We start from the raw sequence: 17,454 nt of genomic DNA on the forward strand, positions 1-17,454 counted from the left end.
TTGTGAAAAAAGAGAATACAAAATGTGAAATTATAATTAAAGGAGCTTACAATGCCCAATTATCAGGTTAAACCAATTTCGTAATGTTTAGGAGGTATTTCTACATCCAAAAAGCCTTTTTTTATCAAACGTTCTTTAAAATCCTGTTGCACGTTATATTCCCCATGAACCAAAAACAGTTTTTTCACCTGTTGAGGATCCTGACAGGCAAGCCATTGACACAGGTCTTCATAATCACCATGAGCACTCATATTTTTGATCAGGCCAATTTCTGCATGTACTTCGTGCGGGATGCCAAATATGCTGACCTCCTTATCTCCATTCAGCAAACGCCCTCCTAAAGAGTTAGGTTCGCAGTATCCTGTCATTAGAATAGTATTGCGAGAGTTTTCTATATTATTGCTAATGTGGTGTTTTACTCTGCCTGCTTCAGCCATACCACTTGCAGAAATAATGACACATGGATCCCGGTAATAATTGAGCAGTTTTGAATCCTTTGCTGATTCGATACAGTGTAACCTTGGAAAACTGAATGGATCCTGGTCTTCCAGCAAAACTTTCTGTATCGTTTTATTATAATATTGGGGATATCGTTTAATCAATTGAGTTGCTGTTATACTCAATGGACTATCCAGGAAATACGAAATTTGTGGTAACCTGTTACTAAGATCGAGGTTATTGAGCGCATATAATATTTCCTGGGTGCGACCTACACTAAAGGCAGGCATAATGAGCTTACCTTTTTTCTGAATGCAGGTTTTCTCAATCCAGTGTAGCAATAGTTCTAAGGCAGAAGTAATACTCTCATGTAGAGAGTTGCCGTAAGTAGACTCCATAATAATGTAATCTGACTGGGGAAAGATTTCCGGTGACCGCAAAATAATATCGCGATAACGCCCAACATCTCCACTAAATGTTAATTGATGTCGCTGACCATTTTCACCATATCTTACATGTACACATGCACTACCGATAATGTGCCCGGCATCCGTAAACATGGCTTCTACCCCATCCATTACACTAAACCACTGACCATAGTCCCTTGCTTCAAAATGAGAAAAAGAGTTAAAAGCATCTTCTTTGGTATATAAGGGCTGAATCAATGGTTCACCCTGTGCTCGACGCTTTTTATTTGCATATAATAAATCACTTTCCTGTATCTCGGCTGAGTCTTCCAATAAAACAGAAGCCAGATCTTTTGTAGCAGGTGTACAGTAAATAGGCCCTCTAAATCCGTCTTTAACGAGTTTAGGAATGAGCCCGCTATGATCTATATGTGCATGGGAAAGAATGAGCACATCAACATCGACAGGGTCAAAACCGAAATCGCGGTTCCAAACATCTGTTTCACGTCCCATTCCCTGGAACATTCCACAATCAAAAAGTATGCTTTTTCCATTCTTAAACTGCAAGAGGTGTTTGGATCCGGTTACTGTTCTGGCAGCGCCGTGAAAAGAAATGATTCCACCATTTAAAGGTCCATGCCTGACCTCATTTTCTAAAGGGGAATTACTTTTTTTGCTATAGTTTGTAGGTCTATTCATATAAGGAGCATATTAATAGTTATTCTATGCAATACACATACCTCAAATAGACATCAAAACATGAATGACTAACCAACGTTAACTGAATAGAGGATTCAATGCAGCAAACCCCTATGCGTTATTCCTCTGAGGGAGGCAAAATTGCTTTGGGAGTCCAGTTTTCGAGAAAAGATTTCACTTTATCAAAATCATAGCCATTCCCCTTTTCCAGTAAAGATGAATCCTGGGTGTGGAGGCGAAACCCATTTTCATCCAGGATCACAAAAACAGGGAAGCCAAAGCGCTGCGGGTTGCCTAACTTTTTCAAATATTCTAAATTCTTGTTTTCCTTGCTGTAATTTAAATGATATACAACGTAATTATTGCTGATCGTACGTTTTAATGTAGAATCCAGTTGTACAAAACTGTTGAATTTATAGCACCAGATACACCAATTTCCTCCCACCTGCAACAGCACATGTTTCTTTTCAAGTTTTGCCTTTGTGAGCAACACAGGAATATCTTTCTCTACAGAGGCATACGGATTGTATAATTGCCTAGTGGTATCATTAGCAAAACAAGAAAAAGATACCATTAAAGCCAGAATAAAAAGCAACTTTATTTTCATAGGAATCATTTTTGAATGTAAACATCTACAAAGTTTTTCAAATAGAGCTGATTAAAAAAGAATATAATAAATCATGACATTTTTTTATTTTTAAACAAATTAGTAAAAATACCTATAAAGGCACCGCCAAAATACTTTTAAAGCTAGTATATATCCGATTACTTTATATAATAACAGCTTAGCCAATGACGTCTGAGTTTTTCATTAATATTGACCAGGAAAGATTACAGAAGGCTTTAGAAGCATCAGAAATTGGCATTTGGGAATTTAATCCGATTACAAAAGCAATTATTTGGTCAAAGAAATGCTATGATCTTTTTGGATTTGATACAGGGCAATTAATTGATTTAGATTCGTTTATTTCAGGTCTTCACCCCGATGACAAGGAACGTGCGGTGCAGATGCTTGATGATGCTCTTCATCAAGTTAATGGAGGCCACATCAATATGGAATATCGGATCGTCAATGCCCGGAACAAACTCATATATTGGGTGAGGGCTACTGGAAAGGCTTATTTTAATGAAAATGGGCAAGCTAACCGGCTTATTGGGATATTAACTGATATAACTCAAGAAAAAGGAATACAAGCAAGAGCAAATGAAAAAGAGCGTTTGATGAAAGATATTTCAGACTCAGCGCCGGTTGCCTTGTGGATCACAGATGAAAATGGCCAGTGTTTTTTCAAAAACAAAACCTGGCATGACTGGACCGGGCTTTCCGATGGTGAATTGCTTGGATATGGATGGATGGATGCAATGTTTCCTGATGAAAAAGTTCTCTTACTAAAGAATTTGCAAAACGCCATTGCGACCCAATCCTTTTTTACTGCAGATTTTCATTTAGTTCATAAAAATGGGAATATTCGCTGGTGTCTCGCCAATGGTCGCCCCAGATATACAGAAGATGGAAAGTTTATTGGGCTCGCAGGATCCTGTGTTGATATAACAGAGTTAAAAAATACGGAAGAAAAACTTCGTTATAGAACAGCTCTTTTTGAAGCCCAAAATGAAGCTACAGCGGATGGCATTTTAATAGTAGATGCAAAGGGTAAAATGCTTTCTTACAACAACAGGTTTGTTGAAATATGGAATATGCCCAAAGAAATTACTGCAGCAAAAGATGATTATGCAGCACTGGAATATGCAATGCAACAGCTGGAAGAGCCAGATGCATTTATTAATAAAGTTAAACACCTATATGAGCATCCTTATACCATAGTTGAAGATGAGCTTTATCTAAAAAATGGGAAAGTCATACAGCGCCATGGAAGACCTGTGACAGGAATGGATGGGAAAAACTATGGCTGGGTATGGTACTTCAGAGACATTACACAAGTAAAAAATGAAGAACGAATTCTTCATTTTAAAACAGCGCTGCTAGAAGCACAGCAAGAAGCGAGTCCGGATGGCATTTTAATCACAGACGGCAAAGGTAAAATCATTATGAGCAATAGCCGGTTCGCTGAATTGTGGAATATCCCCAAATATATTATTGAAGAAAAAGACGATGAAGCATCTTTATTATATGGAATGAATCAGACTGTAAACCCTGAAAGGGAAATTGAAAAAGTAAAGGAGGTATATATAAATCCTAATAGAATAGTTGAAGACGAGATTCATTTCAAATCTGGAAAAATATTAGAGCGCAGGGCCAGACCCATTATCGATAATAACAATACCTATTATGGCTGGGCATGGTATTTCAGGGATATAACCAAGCAAAGAATGGTAGAACAAACGCTGGAGCAAAGAGTAACCGAAAGAACCCAAGAACTGGAGGCCGCAAATACAAGCCTGGAGCGTTCCAACAGAGAACTAGAGCAGTTTGCTTATATAGCCAGCCACGACCTGCAGGAGCCATTAAGAAAGATCCGCACATATATTGACATGATGAACCTGGACCTGGAAAGGGATCATGTAGAAAAAGCAAAACAGTATATTCAAAAAATTAACCAGTCGTCAGCCAGGATGAACGATTTAATTAAAGACTTGCTGAATTTTTCACGATTAAACTTATCTCATAGCGACACATTTGAGAAAACCGACTTGAATACTGTATTAAAATATATCCTGGAAGACCTGGAACTAATTATTGTACAAAAAAGGGCATTAGTGCAAAGTGAATGCCTGCCTGTTATTAATGCCATCCCATTACAAATGAGCCAACTCTTTTATAACCTGTTGAATAATTCCCTGAAATTTTCAAAGAAAGACGTTATTCCTAAAATTGAAATCCGTTCAAAGTTATTATCCAAAGATGAAAAAGCTAAACTACCCCATATAGACGCAAGACGCAATATTTACGAGATTACTTTTAAAGACAATGGTATTGGCTTTAGCCCAGAATATGCCGAGCAGATCTTCACTATATTTCAACGATTACATTCCCGTTCGTCTTATGAAGGAACAGGAATTGGTTTGGCATTGTGCAAAAAAATAGCCCTGAATCATCAGGGCGATATTTTTGCAGTATCTGAAGAAGGTATGGGAGCAGAGTTTCATGTGCTACTGCCCGAGTAATTAAAGGACCTCGATTTGATTTCGAAGCAGGTCTTCGAATTCGTCGCGCTTCCTGATCAGGAGAGCCTCACCATCTTTAACCAATACTTCAGCGGGTTTCAGGCGGGAATTGAAATTGGATGACATTTCAAAGCCGTATGCGCCAGCATTGTAAAAAACAAGGTAATCTCCTTCACGCACTTCACTAATCTTTCTATCCCAGGCAAATGTGTCTGTCTCACAAATATGGCCGACCACGGTATAAATGCGGGGATTTCCAAATGGGTTGGAAATATTTTCTATGCGGTGATAAGCCTCATAAAACATTGGGCGGATCAGATGATTGAAACCACTGTTGACGCCAACAAATACAGTAGCAGTAGTTTGTTTAATCACATTGGCTTTAACAATGAAGTAGCCTGCCTCGCTGACCAGAAACTTGCCAGGTTCGAACCAAACTTCAAATCTCCGGCCGGTTTCTTTTTCATATTTTTTAAAAGCATCACACACCCTTGCTCCAAGCTCAGCCACGTCAGTGCTCACATCGTCTTCATGATAGGGCACTTTAAAACCGCTGCCCAAATCCACAAAGGCGAGGTCAGGGAAGTGTTCTGCTATTTCAAACATAATCTCCAAACCTTGCAGGAACACATTTATATCCTTTATGTCGCTACCGGTATGCATATGCACACCTTTTACATTCAAGCCTGTGCTTTTAACAATACGCTCGATATGACGCATTTGGTGAATGGAAATGCCGAACTTACTATCGACATGGCCGGTAGAAATTTTATAATTGCCTCCCCCCATAATGTGAGGATTGAAGCGTATACAAATGGGGTAACTACCGCCGTACTTGTTGCCAAATTGTTCGAGAATCGAAATATTGTCGATGTTGAGATTTACACCTAAGTCTTTACCAGCTTCGATTTCGGTAAAGTCCACGCAGTTTGGAGTAAAGAGTATCCTTTCGGGAGTAAAGCCTGCTTTCAAAGCGAGATTCACCTCATGGATGCTCACACAATCAATGTTTGCGCCTAATTGTTCCATATACTTGAGGATGTTGATGTTTGTCAACGCCTTACAAGCATAAAAGAACCTGGAATTGCAATTTTCAAAGGCTTTTTGCAACGTTTCGTATTGCTCTTTTATCTTTTCGGCATGATACACGTATAGGGGTGTACCAAATCGGTTTGCTAATTCAACTAATTGTGTATGAGAAAGTGTCATAGTCTGAATTATTCTTTATTATCTGTTTCGTGTTCGCCATTCTCCTCATGAGTATCTTCATCGGAATCAATATTTTGATCCGGATTATCTTCAACGGGTGTTCCCTGATCTTCAGTTGCCAAATAGAGCCTCGCACCTTCAACATCCTCATTATCAATTAATTCACCAACATCAGAAACGGCAAGTGTTTCGCCTTGTTCAAACTCAGTATGATGAACAGGAGTAGGCTCTACTATTTGTTCTGGTAAAACTTCCTTGATTTTTGGCAAATCTTCGGGAGAATTGATGCCAAAATAATCCATAAATGTTTTGGAAGTTTCATATACCAAAGGATGTCCCGGCAGTTGCTCGTTCCGGCCGGTAATGACGATCAGCTCTTTTTCCAGCAGTTTTTGAATGGTATAATCTGCACTAACGCCCCTGATAATTTCTATCTCACCTTTAGTTACAGGCTGTTTATAAGCGATAATGGCCAGTGTTTCCAAGGCTGCAGCAGAAAGTCGTTTCAGGAATTTTTCTCCATTGAGTTGAGCAACAGTTTTGTGGTAATCCTTTTTGGTCAGGAACTGCCACCCTCCCCCGCTTTCTCGAACTTCAAATGGATAAAATTCTGCACTGTATTTTTCTATAATCCCATGAAGTGCAGTACTAACCTGTTCTTCAGACATCTTATCGCCTTCGTCTTCGAATTCAAAAGCGCTATTTAACAAGTCCTGCATTTCCGGAATTGTCAAAGGCTTGTCCGAAGCAAAGATTAGGGCTTCTATGTGAGGAATCAGGCTTGAAAGTTCCATATTAATAGATGATAGATGGTCAATGACAGATGACAGAGATGGATGGTTATAGAATTATCTGTCATCTGTCATCCAACATCTTATCCTTGCAATGCTGCAGCACCGCTCACGATTTCCGTTAATTCGGTTGTGATGGCAGCCTGGCGAGCACGGTTGTAAGAAATTCTAAGGTTCCGAAGCAATTCATTTGCGTTTTCGCTTGCTTTATCCATTGCAGTCATCCGGGCACCGTGTTCAGAAGCGTGTGCATCCAATACCGCCTTAAATAACTGTGTATTCAGGATTTTAGGCATCAATTCGGCGATCAGTTCTTCCTTATTCGGATCGAAAATGAAATCTGATTTAGTAGTACCTGCTACTTTTTTCACCTTAGGGATAGGCAGGAATCTTTCAACTACAAAACGTTGTGTAGCAGCATTTTTAAATTCACTGTATATAATTTCAACTACATCGAATTGTTTTTGTTCAAAAGCTCTCATTGCAGTCTGAGCTACCACTTGTACGTTTTCAAAAGACAGATTATGGAAAATATCCCTATGAGTTGCATCCGCATTATAATTATTTTTTGCAAAGTGCTCATAGCCTTTTTTCCCTAAGCTCCAAATCTCCACGTTTCCTTTAGCATATTGAGCGCTGTATTGTTCACGGATCGTCTGCTTTGCTAGTTTGATCACGTTTGCATTATAAGCGCCGGCTAGACCACGGTCGCTGGTAATTACGATCAAAAGAACTCTTTCAACAGGACGCTCTACAGCCAGTGCCATTCCGCTCTCTCCTTCTGTATTGCTCACGATGTTACTCAGCATTTCCTGAAGTTTACGTGCATAAGGACGCATCTGAATTATGGCATCCTGTGCGCGACGCAATTTTGCCGCACTTACCATTTTCATTGCTTTAGTAATTTGCTGTGTGCTTTGTACGGATTTGATCCTGTTGCGAACTTCTTTTAACTGACCAGCCATGGATAGTTATTATTTACAATTTTTGAATATACAATGGTCTCCCTCAACTTTTCCTAACTTTACCAGATTCAATTATTAAAACAATCTTACAAGGGGCCATTTGGGGCGCAAAGGTACAAATACAGGATGAGATTTTTGTTTAGAATTTAGATCAGCTCTCCATCTTATTATATTTATAATTTTCATTAACATATTAATAAGTTATCGATTGGTATATCATGATGAAATGTGCCCAGTTGAAAAGGTTAGAGTTATTGACAATATTATTATATACACAAAAATACACATATCTAAAAAGGAAATATTTATACTCCCCCGCCTATCAAAACATCACTTTTTCTTGAAATTTTTCCAAATCCGTAAGTCGTTTTTCCCGATCCGGCACTCATGGACCACAGCACAGCTGTTCCTTTGCGAAAACTTTCAGTAATGAGAAAAATATGCTTTTTGTCTCTATTAGTATGCACAGGTGTATTTTCTGCCAATGCCCAGGAAACAGCATTTGTGGGTAATGACATAGAAATGAATATTGCATTTGAAAAGACTGGTATTATTAAAGGCCGTATTACAACAACAGATGGAAAGCCAGCAGAAATGGTAAACATTAACCTTAAGAATTCTGGCAAAAACACTATGACCGACAAAAACGGCTTTTTTATATTAAAAAACATTAAGGAGGGTTCTCATACTTTAATTGTTTCGATGATCGGCCTGGAAACACAGGAAAAACAAGTTTTTGTAAAATCTGCTGAGACCACAACAATAGATATATCACTTACTGAAAACCAGCAACAGCTTTCGGAAATTATAATAACATCCACCAAGGGATTGAATAACAAACCCGTAGCTATTGGCAAAATCGCTATCGATCCCATGGATCTACCTCAAGGCATTAGCATTATTGGTCAAGGATTGATCAATGATCAACAGGCGCAACGCCTCAGTGATGTGATCAAGAATGTAAACGGCGTATACCTGGGGACAAGCAGAGGAAGTGTTCAGGAAAGTTTTTACGCTCGAGGCTACAGCTTTTCCAATAGCAATTTATTTAAAAACGGTGCGAGGATCAATCCAGGTGTAATGCCGGAAATGGGCGCTCTGGAAAGAGTTGAAGTATTGAAAGGTAGTGCCGCCATTTTGTTTGGACAAGTAGCTCCGGGCGGTATTGTAAATATGATCACCAAACAACCAAAGTTCCAGTTTGGAGGTGAAATTGCAATGCGTGCAGGTAGTTATGATTTATACAAGCCGTCTTTTGACATTTACGGACCGATTAATTCCACTATTGCATACCGTGTAAATGGTTCCTATGAAAGCTCACAGAGCTTTCGTGATCATGTTGGTTCTGAGCGATATTATGTAAATCCATCATTCTTGTTCAAATTGAGCAACCGTACAGAAATTGTTGTGGAAGGCGATTATTTGAAACATGAATTCACACCAGACTTTGGAATCGGATCATTAGACAATACTAAGATCCCGGATGTGCCACGTTCCAGATTTCTAGGAGCAGCCTGGTCGTATAACACCACGCAACAGGCGACAACAACAACTTCTTTAAAGCACAGGTTTAACGATGTATGGTCACTGAATGCTTTTGCTTCTTACCAATTATATAAAAGGGATTACTATTCTACAGAAAGGATACAAGCAAATGCAGCCGGACAATGGGCAAGACCTTTAGGCAGGATCAATACAGATGAAGATTATTATGTAGGCCAAGTTGATTTAAACGGAAAGTTCAAAACAAAATCCATTGAGCATAACTTATTAGCTGGCGCCGACGCAGACAGGTACTATACAACTACTTATGGGTTTAACCAGCCTGCAACATATGATACGATCAATATTCTTGATCTGAGTAAATACCAACAGCGTACAGATATGCCTGATGCACAAAAAACAAGGGTTAGTCATACTCCAATTAATCGTTTTGGAGTTTATGTTCAGGATTTAATTAAACTTTCTTCCAAGTTCAATATCCTGGCAGGTGTTCGCTGGACTCATTTAGAAACGATACGTCCTGATACTACTATTTATGCAACGAAGGTAAAAATGGCAGGTCAGACAAAAATTGAAAATGCATTTTCTCCACGATTTGGTTTGGTCTATAAACCACTTCCAACGACCTCTGTTTTTGTAAGCTATTCGAATTCTTTCCAGACCAATACAGGAATCGATATATACAATCAGCCTCTTCCAGCTTCTGTCATCGATCAGTATGAAGTTGGTGTAAAGAATGATTTTTTCAAAGGTTTATTGTCTGCCAACTTAACAGTTTACCGAATTGTCAATAGCAATTTAGCGCAGATGGCTCCCATGTATAATGGTAGAGAGAATAGCAACTCTTCCATCAAGGTTTTAGCAGGAGAAACTACAAGCGATGGCGTAGAATTGGATATCGCCAGCCATCCTATTTCAGGACTCTCTGTTATTGCTGGATATAGTTATAATTACATGCGTTTTACTAATACATCCGGAGAAAAAGGTAGTAATATTGAAGGTGAAAGATTAGTCAATACACCTGCTCACACTGCGAATACAAGCATTTTCTATACATTCAGCAGTACCAAACTCAAAGGCATTAAAATCGGTGCAACAGCTAATTATACAGGTGACCGCTTTGGTGGATGGAATAACACAGTATTACAAGCGCAAAATTATTCCAGACTGATCCCTGTAGAAGGATTTACAACTGTAGATGTTAGTGCTGGTTACACTTACAAGAAAGTGTCACTCCTGGCAAAAGTTTCGAACCTAACTAACACGTTCAACTACTATGTTCATGAAAACTATAGCATCAACCCCATACCTCCAAGACAGTTTATAGCAACCGTTGCCTATAAATTATAAGAATACAAAATTCACTTCGAGGCAGATCATAAAACGGTCTGCCTCTTTTTTTCAAATAACCGGAAATTTAAACTAAAGAAGTTTACATGAAAGTCTTCTTCCGTCGAATCCATTTGTATTTAAGTTTAGCAGCGGGTCTTGTTATTTTAATAGCCTGCCTTACAGGTGCGATCCTTGTTTTTCAAAAAGAAGCAGAACAGACATTTCATCACGACAGGTATTTTATTCAGCCATCAGGCCAAAGGCTTGCTTTGGAGCAAATCGTTGAAGGTGTCAAGAAGCAAAACCCTCAATCTAAGATTAACGGCATCAAGGTCTATAGTGATCCGGAAAGAAGCATTGAAGTCAGTATAGGCTTGGGTGAAAAGGGAAAACAGGGAAAAGATGATCATAAAGGTTCAATAGCCAACCAGGAGACAGGAAACAAAGAGAAGCCGCCTAGCAAAAACGAAAGTGAGCAAGGGCATAAAGCAGGCGCAAAGCGTGCTGAAGGCAGAGGGCCAGGATTGATAGTATTTGTAAATCCATATACAGGCAAAGTACTGGAGACCTACAATAACCGCGAATCATTTTTCTTCACCGTGATGTCACTGCATCGCTGGTTACTTGGTGGTAACGATAGCATCGGCAAGTACATCATGGGAATATCCACCTTTATTTTCCTGTTTATCCTTATTACAGGCATTATTCTATGGTGGCCCAGAACAAGGAAGATTTTGGTGCAGCGATTAAAAATAAAATCCAATGCAGGATGGAAACGAATTAACCATGATTTACACCTGTTACTTGGCTTTTACAGCTCTATTTTCCTCTTCATTTTTGCATTTACGGCCATGGCCTGGTCATTTGAATGGTTCAATAATGGGATTTATAAGGTAACCAACTCTCCCATCAAATCTCCCGAGCCACCAAAGTCGATTTATCAGAATAACGTAAAACGCATAGGCTTCGATGCTGTTTACCAGGCGGCCCAGACAGTTTATCGTAATGTAGTATTTTATAATATCAGTGCACCCAAAGATTCAGTTTCTGCATTCACTGTTATGGCACTCAGCAATTATGCGGTTCATGAATCAGCTACTGATGCAGTATACATTGACCAATATTCAGGAAAGATCCTTGAGCAGCAGCTGTTTAGTGATAGAAGTTTAGGAGCCAGGGTTCGATCAACCTTCAGACCGGTACATACCGGCAGTATCTGGGGCATGCCTTCCAAGATCATTGCTTTTCTTGTGTGTCTTATGGGTATTAGTTTTCCAATTACAGGTGTCATTATGTGGTTGAACAGGACCAGGAAAAAGGAAAAAGTAAAAGGAAAAAGAATTTTGGCTGAAATGGAGGCATAAGGAAACGTGAAACGTTGTATATGGAGTATGTACTAAGATGTTGAAGATGAGATAAGTAAATAAGAATTGAAGTACTTTAGGTTATTAACAAATGATTGCCTGATTTTTGTTTTTTTGAAAGTCAGCATATCCTATATTTGCACTGTCAAATTGAGCATCGCATTTTGTAAGTGTATAATTAATCTGGTTAGTTTTCCGCTACTTGTTAGTTTCTATTACGTTTTGCCTCGTCTCAGATTAAATTTTTAATTATTTCAAAGAAAGTATGAACATTTACGTTTCAAACTTAAGCTTCAACGTACAGGATGAAGATTTAAGAGAGTTTTTTGCAGAATATGGTGAAGTAACTTCTGCTAAAGTGATCACTGACAAATTTACTGGTAAAAGCCGTGGTTTCGGTTTTGTAGAAATGTCAGATGATGAGGCTGCCCAAAAGGCTATTACTGAATTGGATCAGGCTACAGTTGAAGGCAGAACAATCAAAGTAATGGAAGCAAAGCCCAAAGAAGACAGACCAGCCAGAAGCAACTTCCAAGGCAATGGTGGTTTCAAAAAAAGGTATTAATACGTTACTTTTGTAAAAGAAGTCCGGCTTTTTTCCCGGGCTTTTTTTTTGACCAGGCCATACTTTAAGCTAATGCGTGTTTGCCATACCCTATTTCAATTGTAATCACGTTCGTTCCAACGAACAAAAAATTATGTTATGTACACACAAATCTGGATTAAGTATCTGCCCATTATCAGAATTTTAATGAAGAAATCAATTTCAGGTGATCAAACTTTTAGTATGAACCTTATTGATTTTGAAAGAGCCGGCGTTGCCCGCAAGGCCGGATATAAATTCCTGATCCAATTAAGCAATGGCAGAGTAGATAATGTAATCAGTTCATCAGAGTTAGCTAAAGACTTAGCTGCAACCCTGTTACAGGATGAAGTAGTAAAAGAGCTTTGCATGCGCAATGACTATCATATTAGCATGAATGCCAAATACCAACTGGGTATTAAGTTTGTTGCAAGAGAGCATTTCGAAGAAGAAGCCCTTGTTGAAGAAGAAATGCATGTAGCATAAGTTTCTGGCTGGAAATACATATTGTACTTATTTAAGAAGTAATGCCTTTCGCTACAACAACTTTCGCGAAAGGCATTCCTTTTTTGTCCCAAAAGGAAGTTTCGTATTGAAGAATCTCCTGGTATCTTATACTTCGTTTAATTAAGGTTTTCAGGATATACAGTTATAATGACTCTTTGATACCTGGTTAATGCAGGTGTGCCATTATCTGCAACAGCTAAAATGATATGGATGGTTTCAGGCCTGGTAACGGCAGGAGCAACAAAAGACGCTTTCTTCTGGTTATTGTCTTTAATGTCAAGCGGTAAGCGGGACGTTTCAAAAGATCCTGGTTCGCGGTAATAAATCCACTGGTAAGAAAGTGTATTTCCATCCGGGTCTTTTGATCCTTCTGCACTTAGTAATACATTTTCACCACTCTTCGCAGTCAGTATTGCAGGGTTATTCAATACAGCAAGTGGTGGATGATTGGCTTCTTTGTAAGATTTGATCGTCCAATCTATTCTTGCAGCAAAATCATTCTGATACGCTTGTCTCCACCTCCAGATAGTAGCCTTGTTGGTCATATAGGTTTTGCCATCTACACCTAGTACCTCATCGTCCGTATCGGTCCAAATAGGTCTAGTCTCCGGCTCATAAAACCAGTTTCTTGTACGGGGTATGTACAACTCATAACGCCCACCCCAACTACCCCAATCAGGGTGTTCAGGTTCACTTAACCCGTTATTTATTAAATATAGGAACGTAGGAGTATCTCCTTCCATCAGGAATTCGGTATGGGGATGTTCGGCACCTAAAGGGCCATGATTATTGCGAATATTTTCATCCAGCCATGGATTATCAACAATGCTGAAATCCGGACCGCTAAAGGAATGCCGTTGATCACCACTTATTCCACTCCATGTAGCATAGTGGTAAGCCCCTTTTGCATGATAGCCCGGACTAACAATATAAAAAAGTGAAGGAAAGTTTCTTCGAATCCAAGGTCCAGTATCGTCCTGGTCTGAAATGGTGTAAACACGAATCTTTCTAACAAACTGTTCAAGGTCTTCTAGTGATCGTGTCATTTTCACCTTCCAAAGCGCTTGTGCCAAACAGTTAGTACCCCCCCAAACAGATATCCAAACCGAACGATCATCTTTTTTGTCTACTGTCTTAATGATCCATTCAGAGCCTTCTGAATCTTTGCCTGGCCCCACAGCCTCCATCCCAAAAAAAGGAAGTCCTCTTTTAATTACACTCAATAAGTACTTTGTTTCCGGATAGCCTTTTTCATGAATTAATAAATTGTCCCTTACTTTTCCGTAAGCATTTACGATCTTTTCTATCCGTTCCGGCGCGATCCTGTTTTTTAAGTGGGTAGAAGTAGTTGCGATCAAGCCTTCCACATCCCATTGGTTAGAATAGGTCAGAAAACGAACCATAGACTGCGCATCATCAGGTTCATTTTCAATATCAGTCAATACCAGGACCCGCAATTTCTGTCCCGGATTCTGTGCCCAGATAGTAGATGCTAAAAACAAAAAGAAAAGCAGTTGAATACTATTAAGATATTTCATTAGACCGGTAGTTAATATATGGAAGGATGATATGCCTACTGAAATGATTTACATATAAACATAAAAAAAGTTCCCCAATTGGAGAACTCTAAGAATATATACGTTATTAAAGCAATGGTATAATAAGGCAAATTGTAATTAACTATTTTCCTGTTTCAGAAAGCATTCCAGATCATTGATCATTGAATTACTACCTATGAATAAAGGCGTGCGCTGGTGCAGATCAGTAAACGGAACATCCAGAATTCTTTGCTTACCATCTATGGCCCTGCCTCCCGCCACTTCATAAATAAATGCCCAGGGCAAGCACTCGTATACAAGGCGCAGCTTTCCCTTAGGAAAATTGGTTGTGCCCGGGTTTAGAAGAATGCCTCCTTTGATCAGATTTCTATGCAAATCAGCAACCATGCTGGCTACGTGCCTTTGTGTATAATATCCTTCCTCCTCTTTATTTTTTAGTTGAATAAAATCAAGATACTTCCTTACCCCTTCTGAGTAATGAAAATAATTGCTGTGACTGACAGAATAGATATATCCTTCTTCCGGACATTTGATGTTGGGATGACTCAAGTAAAACTCACCGATGGTTGGATCCAAGGTAAAGCCATTGACTGTTCGTTTCGTGGCATACACAAACATGGTAGAGGAACCGTAAATCACATAACCGGCAGCAACCATGTTCTTGCCTTCTAATTTAAAATCTTCTACACTGCAAGGGCCTCCAGCAGGACTATTCCTGCGATAGATGCCAAATATAGTTCCAATGGAAATGCAATTATCAATATTACTGCTTCCATCCAGCGGATCGAAAGCGACAATGTAACTGCTTTGCCGACTTTTCTCATCATCAAAGACAACTACGTCGTCCATCTCTTCACTCACAATACCGGCACAACTGATCCCTCGTTTTAAAACTCCTATTAATTGATTGTTTGCAAACAGATCCAGCTTTTTCACCTGTTCCCCCTGTATGTTAATGGTGCCTGTATCACCCAAAATATCTACAAGGCCCGCTTTATTGACTTCAACATTGATCAATTTAGCTGCGAAAGAAATATCCCGCAATAAATTACTCAGCTCACTGATAGCCTGAGGAAAATTCCTTTCTTCATAAAATCTAAATTCATCAAGAGTTAATATATCTCGTGAAAGATTCATATAGTATAGTTTCTCTATTTTAAATATTGTTTGAAATACTCTTACATTCAATTCACCTGCCGAATAAATTATTCAGAACCTGCAACAGGTAAGATAATAAATTTAGCTGCTCTTACAATGGAGGTCAGAAAAAGAGCTGCCAAAGGACAAGAACATACTTTTAAGCTTTTAGCAATTATTTCTTAGATTGACCTTTAAAGTAGTTGTTCATAAACAGCAATTGGTATTGGATCGCATTGTTCCAGTAAGGCCAATTGTGTGCACCAGGACGCGTAATATATTCGTGAGGAATATTCCTAAAAAGGAGTTGCTGGTGCAGGTTTTCATTAACCTTATAAAAGAAATCTTCTGTACCGCAATCAATCATCAGGGCCAAAGAGTTCGGAGTAAGCAGATGCAGCAGATTGATCACAGTATTTTGTTCCCAGCGCTGAGGCTGATCAGCGTAATTGCCCAATCGAAGTGCCATTTCCCAGTTGTTAGGGAACGGACGAATGTCTACTCCACCGCTCATACTACCTGCAGCCCCGAAAATATCCTGATGTTTTAAAGCCAGGTAAAGTGCTCCATGTCCTCCCATACTTAAGCCTGTAATAGCCCTGCCACTGCGATCTTTGATCGTTTTATACTTACTGTCCACCCATTTGATCAATTCATTGCTTATAAAAGTCTCATACTTATATTTTTCATCTACAGGACTATCCCAATACCAACTGTTGTTTCCATCGGGACAAACAATGATCATATTGAATTGGTCAGCAGCTTTTTCGAACCCCTTTGCTTTTGTGATCCAGTCAGCATAATTACCACCAAAACCGTGTAACAGGTAAACAACCGGCAACGCTTTGGCACTAGCATAAGAGTCGGGTGTAACCACAACAGCTTTAATATTTTTCTTCATGGAAGAACTGTAAGTTTCAATAGTATCCACGACAGCTGCATTACTTTTTTGTACCAAAGCAATCAGTAGTAACAACATCCAGATTTTCAACTTCATAAACAAAAGATTCAATTTTAACGGGTTAAATATTTGCGGCTGCTAAAATAATATTCACTTGTTGACGAACAAGTGATTTATTACCGTTTTCATATACTTTCCATACACACCCCCGGTCCGCCAGAGGCGGAGAGCATCCGCGCACATGGTCTTGGGAATGGATGGTCTTAGGATGACAGGAATGACGAATGGGGTATTGAGGTTTGGAGTTTGAAGTTGGGAGTTTAAAGTTGGGGCAAAACTTTGAAAGTGGGGGTTGGTTTTATACCTTTAGGCTCAGCCCTGTTGACTCCGTTCAGGGCTTTGTAGGGCGCTCTGCCGGTTGGTTGTTTTCCCCATATTTATGAGCATTTGATCAATTCAGATCGAAGCATAGTCGAAAGATGGTCGAAGGATGATCGAAGGATGGTCGAAGGATGGTCGAAGGATGATCGAAGTAACCTAGGCTTAGGTATACCTAAAGTACGCTTATGGTACGGCTCAAGTACGAAGTAGGTAGGGAGTAACTATGGAGTAGGTAGTGTGTATGTATGGAGCAAGTATGGTTCAGATATTAGTTAAGGGTGAAGGGAGGGGGCAAAATCTGCTTGGTGGCGTTATATGAAGACAAAGGTGTTTAAAATGGACAGGGTGATTTGGAGGAGTAAGTGGATAATGTTTAGGGCATGGGAGCATTGTATCAGGAGGAATGAAAGATGAAAATAAAAGAGGCTAACTCATACTTTTGAATTAGCCTCTTTTTATAAAATATAAAATTGATTATCTGGCCATCCAGCCACCGTCTACTACCATGACATGACCATTCATGTAAGCAGAGGCTTCGGAGCACAGGAACAC

13 protein-coding genes are annotated in these 17,454 nt (G+C 39.3%); 5 read left to right on the top strand and 8 right to left on the bottom strand.

From position 1 onward, the window contains the following. Nucleotides 1-62: 62 nt before the first annotated feature. Together OCK74_RS26620 and OCK74_RS26625 are read right to left on the bottom strand one after the other, a co-directional pair. The gene (locus OCK74_RS26620; protein ID WP_279300161.1) at nucleotides 63-1,544 is read right to left on the bottom strand and encodes an MBL fold metallo-hydrolase; all 1,482 of its coding nucleotides are present in this window, start codon (nucleotides 1,542-1,544) and stop codon (nucleotides 63-65) included. A gap of 118 nt (nucleotides 1,545-1,662) precedes the next feature. Next, a complete protein-coding gene (locus tag OCK74_RS26625; RefSeq protein WP_279300162.1) occupies nucleotides 1,663-2,151 on the bottom strand; it encodes a thioredoxin family protein in 489 nt (162 codons plus the stop codon). 185 nt (nucleotides 2,152-2,336) lie between these two features. Here OCK74_RS26625 and OCK74_RS26630 point away from each other — a divergent pair, with 185 nt between their 5' ends. Beyond that, complete coding sequence (locus OCK74_RS26630; protein ID WP_279300163.1) at nucleotides 2,337-4,670, top strand: PAS domain-containing sensor histidine kinase; 2,334 nt, start codon at nucleotides 2,337-2,339, stop codon at nucleotides 4,668-4,670. Here OCK74_RS26630 and lysA read toward each other — a convergent pair whose 3' ends face one another. From lysA to atpG, 3 genes are all read right to left on the bottom strand, one after another. Continuing rightward, nucleotides 4,671-5,879 (bottom strand): diaminopimelate decarboxylase, encoded by a 1,209-nt coding sequence (gene lysA / locus OCK74_RS26635; RefSeq protein ID WP_279300164.1) that lies wholly within the window; start codon nucleotides 5,877-5,879, stop codon nucleotides 4,671-4,673. An 8-nt stretch (nucleotides 5,880-5,887) separates the two neighbouring features. Then, a complete protein-coding gene (scpB, locus tag OCK74_RS26640) occupies nucleotides 5,888-6,673 on the bottom strand; it encodes an SMC-Scp complex subunit ScpB (RefSeq protein ID WP_279300165.1) in 786 nt (261 codons plus the stop codon). Between the two features lie 80 nt (nucleotides 6,674-6,753). Beyond that, nucleotides 6,754-7,635 carry an ATP synthase F1 subunit gamma gene (gene atpG, locus OCK74_RS26645; protein WP_279300166.1) on the bottom strand — a complete coding sequence of 294 codons (882 nt, stop codon included), beginning with the start codon at nucleotides 7,633-7,635 and terminating at the stop codon, nucleotides 6,754-6,756. Between the two features lie 429 nt (nucleotides 7,636-8,064). Between atpG and OCK74_RS26650 the strand changes: the two genes are divergently transcribed. From OCK74_RS26650 to OCK74_RS26665, 4 genes are all read left to right on the top strand, one after another. Continuing rightward, complete coding sequence (locus OCK74_RS26650) at nucleotides 8,065-10,488, top strand: TonB-dependent siderophore receptor (protein ID WP_279300167.1); 2,424 nt, start codon at nucleotides 8,065-8,067, stop codon at nucleotides 10,486-10,488. An 86-nt stretch (nucleotides 10,489-10,574) separates the two neighbouring features. Next, complete coding sequence (locus OCK74_RS26655; RefSeq protein ID WP_279300168.1) at nucleotides 10,575-11,834, top strand: PepSY-associated TM helix domain-containing protein; 1,260 nt, start codon at nucleotides 10,575-10,577, stop codon at nucleotides 11,832-11,834. A 265-nt stretch (nucleotides 11,835-12,099) separates the two neighbouring features. Next, complete coding sequence (locus OCK74_RS26660) at nucleotides 12,100-12,399, top strand: RNA recognition motif domain-containing protein (protein ID WP_279300169.1); 300 nt, start codon at nucleotides 12,100-12,102, stop codon at nucleotides 12,397-12,399. A gap of 222 nt (nucleotides 12,400-12,621) precedes the next feature. Then, nucleotides 12,622-12,903, top strand: coding sequence for a hypothetical protein (locus OCK74_RS26665; protein WP_279300170.1), 282 nt, complete (start codon nucleotides 12,622-12,624; stop codon nucleotides 12,901-12,903). 137 nt (nucleotides 12,904-13,040) lie between these two features. Here OCK74_RS26665 and OCK74_RS26670 read toward each other — a convergent pair whose 3' ends face one another. The 3 genes from OCK74_RS26670 to OCK74_RS26680 all read right to left on the bottom strand — a co-directional run bounded on the left by OCK74_RS26670 (nucleotide 13,041) and on the right by OCK74_RS26680 (nucleotide 16,617). Next, entirely contained in the window at nucleotides 13,041-14,462 is a 1,422-nt protein-coding gene (locus tag OCK74_RS26670) for a DUF1593 domain-containing protein (protein ID WP_279300171.1), read from the bottom strand. Between the two features lie 138 nt (nucleotides 14,463-14,600). Beyond that, nucleotides 14,601-15,620 (bottom strand): class 1 fructose-bisphosphatase, encoded by a 1,020-nt coding sequence (gene fbp / locus OCK74_RS26675; protein WP_279300172.1) that lies wholly within the window; start codon nucleotides 15,618-15,620, stop codon nucleotides 14,601-14,603. A 175-nt stretch (nucleotides 15,621-15,795) separates the two neighbouring features. Further along, nucleotides 15,796-16,617, bottom strand: a complete 822-nt coding sequence (locus OCK74_RS26680) for an alpha/beta hydrolase (protein WP_279300173.1) — start codon at nucleotides 16,615-16,617, stop codon at nucleotides 15,796-15,798. Nucleotides 16,618-17,454: the final 837 nt, after the last annotated feature.

It is taken from the genome of Paraflavisolibacter caeni (genome assembly GCF_025628885.1).
Classification (GTDB): Bacteria; Bacteroidota; Bacteroidia; order Chitinophagales; family Chitinophagaceae; genus Flavisolibacter; species Flavisolibacter caeni.

Excerpts from the sequence above, each read along its gene's own strand:
- scpB (WP_279300165.1), bottom strand. The coding sequence starts at position 6,673 with ATGGAACTTTCAAGCCTGATTCCTCACATAGAAGCCCTAATCTTTGCT.
- OCK74_RS26665 (WP_279300170.1), top strand. The coding sequence starts at position 12,622 with ATGAACCTTATTGATTTTGAAAGAGCCGGCGTTGCCCGCAAGGCCGGA.
- OCK74_RS26650 (WP_279300167.1), top strand. The coding sequence starts at position 8,065 with ATGAGAAAAATATGCTTTTTGTCTCTATTAGTATGCACAGGTGTATTT.
- fbp (WP_279300172.1), bottom strand. The coding sequence starts at position 15,620 with ATGAATCTTTCACGAGATATATTAACTCTTGATGAATTTAGATTTTAT.
- OCK74_RS26680 (WP_279300173.1), bottom strand. The coding sequence starts at position 16,617 with ATGAAGTTGAAAATCTGGATGTTGTTACTACTGATTGCTTTGGTACAA.
- OCK74_RS26625 (WP_279300162.1), bottom strand. The coding sequence starts at position 2,151 with ATGAAAATAAAGTTGCTTTTTATTCTGGCTTTAATGGTATCTTTTTCT.
- OCK74_RS26630 (WP_279300163.1), top strand. The coding sequence starts at position 2,337 with ATGACGTCTGAGTTTTTCATTAATATTGACCAGGAAAGATTACAGAAG.
- OCK74_RS26620 (WP_279300161.1), bottom strand. The coding sequence starts at position 1,544 with ATGAATAGACCTACAAACTATAGCAAAAAAAGTAATTCCCCTTTAGAA.
- OCK74_RS26660 (WP_279300169.1), top strand. The coding sequence starts at position 12,100 with ATGAACATTTACGTTTCAAACTTAAGCTTCAACGTACAGGATGAAGAT.
- atpG (WP_279300166.1), bottom strand. The coding sequence starts at position 7,635 with ATGGCTGGTCAGTTAAAAGAAGTTCGCAACAGGATCAAATCCGTACAA.
- OCK74_RS26655 (WP_279300168.1), top strand. The coding sequence starts at position 10,575 with ATGAAAGTCTTCTTCCGTCGAATCCATTTGTATTTAAGTTTAGCAGCG.
- lysA (WP_279300164.1), bottom strand. The coding sequence starts at position 5,879 with ATGACACTTTCTCATACACAATTAGTTGAATTAGCAAACCGATTTGGT.
- OCK74_RS26670 (WP_279300171.1), bottom strand. The coding sequence starts at position 14,462 with ATGAAATATCTTAATAGTATTCAACTGCTTTTCTTTTTGTTTTTAGCA.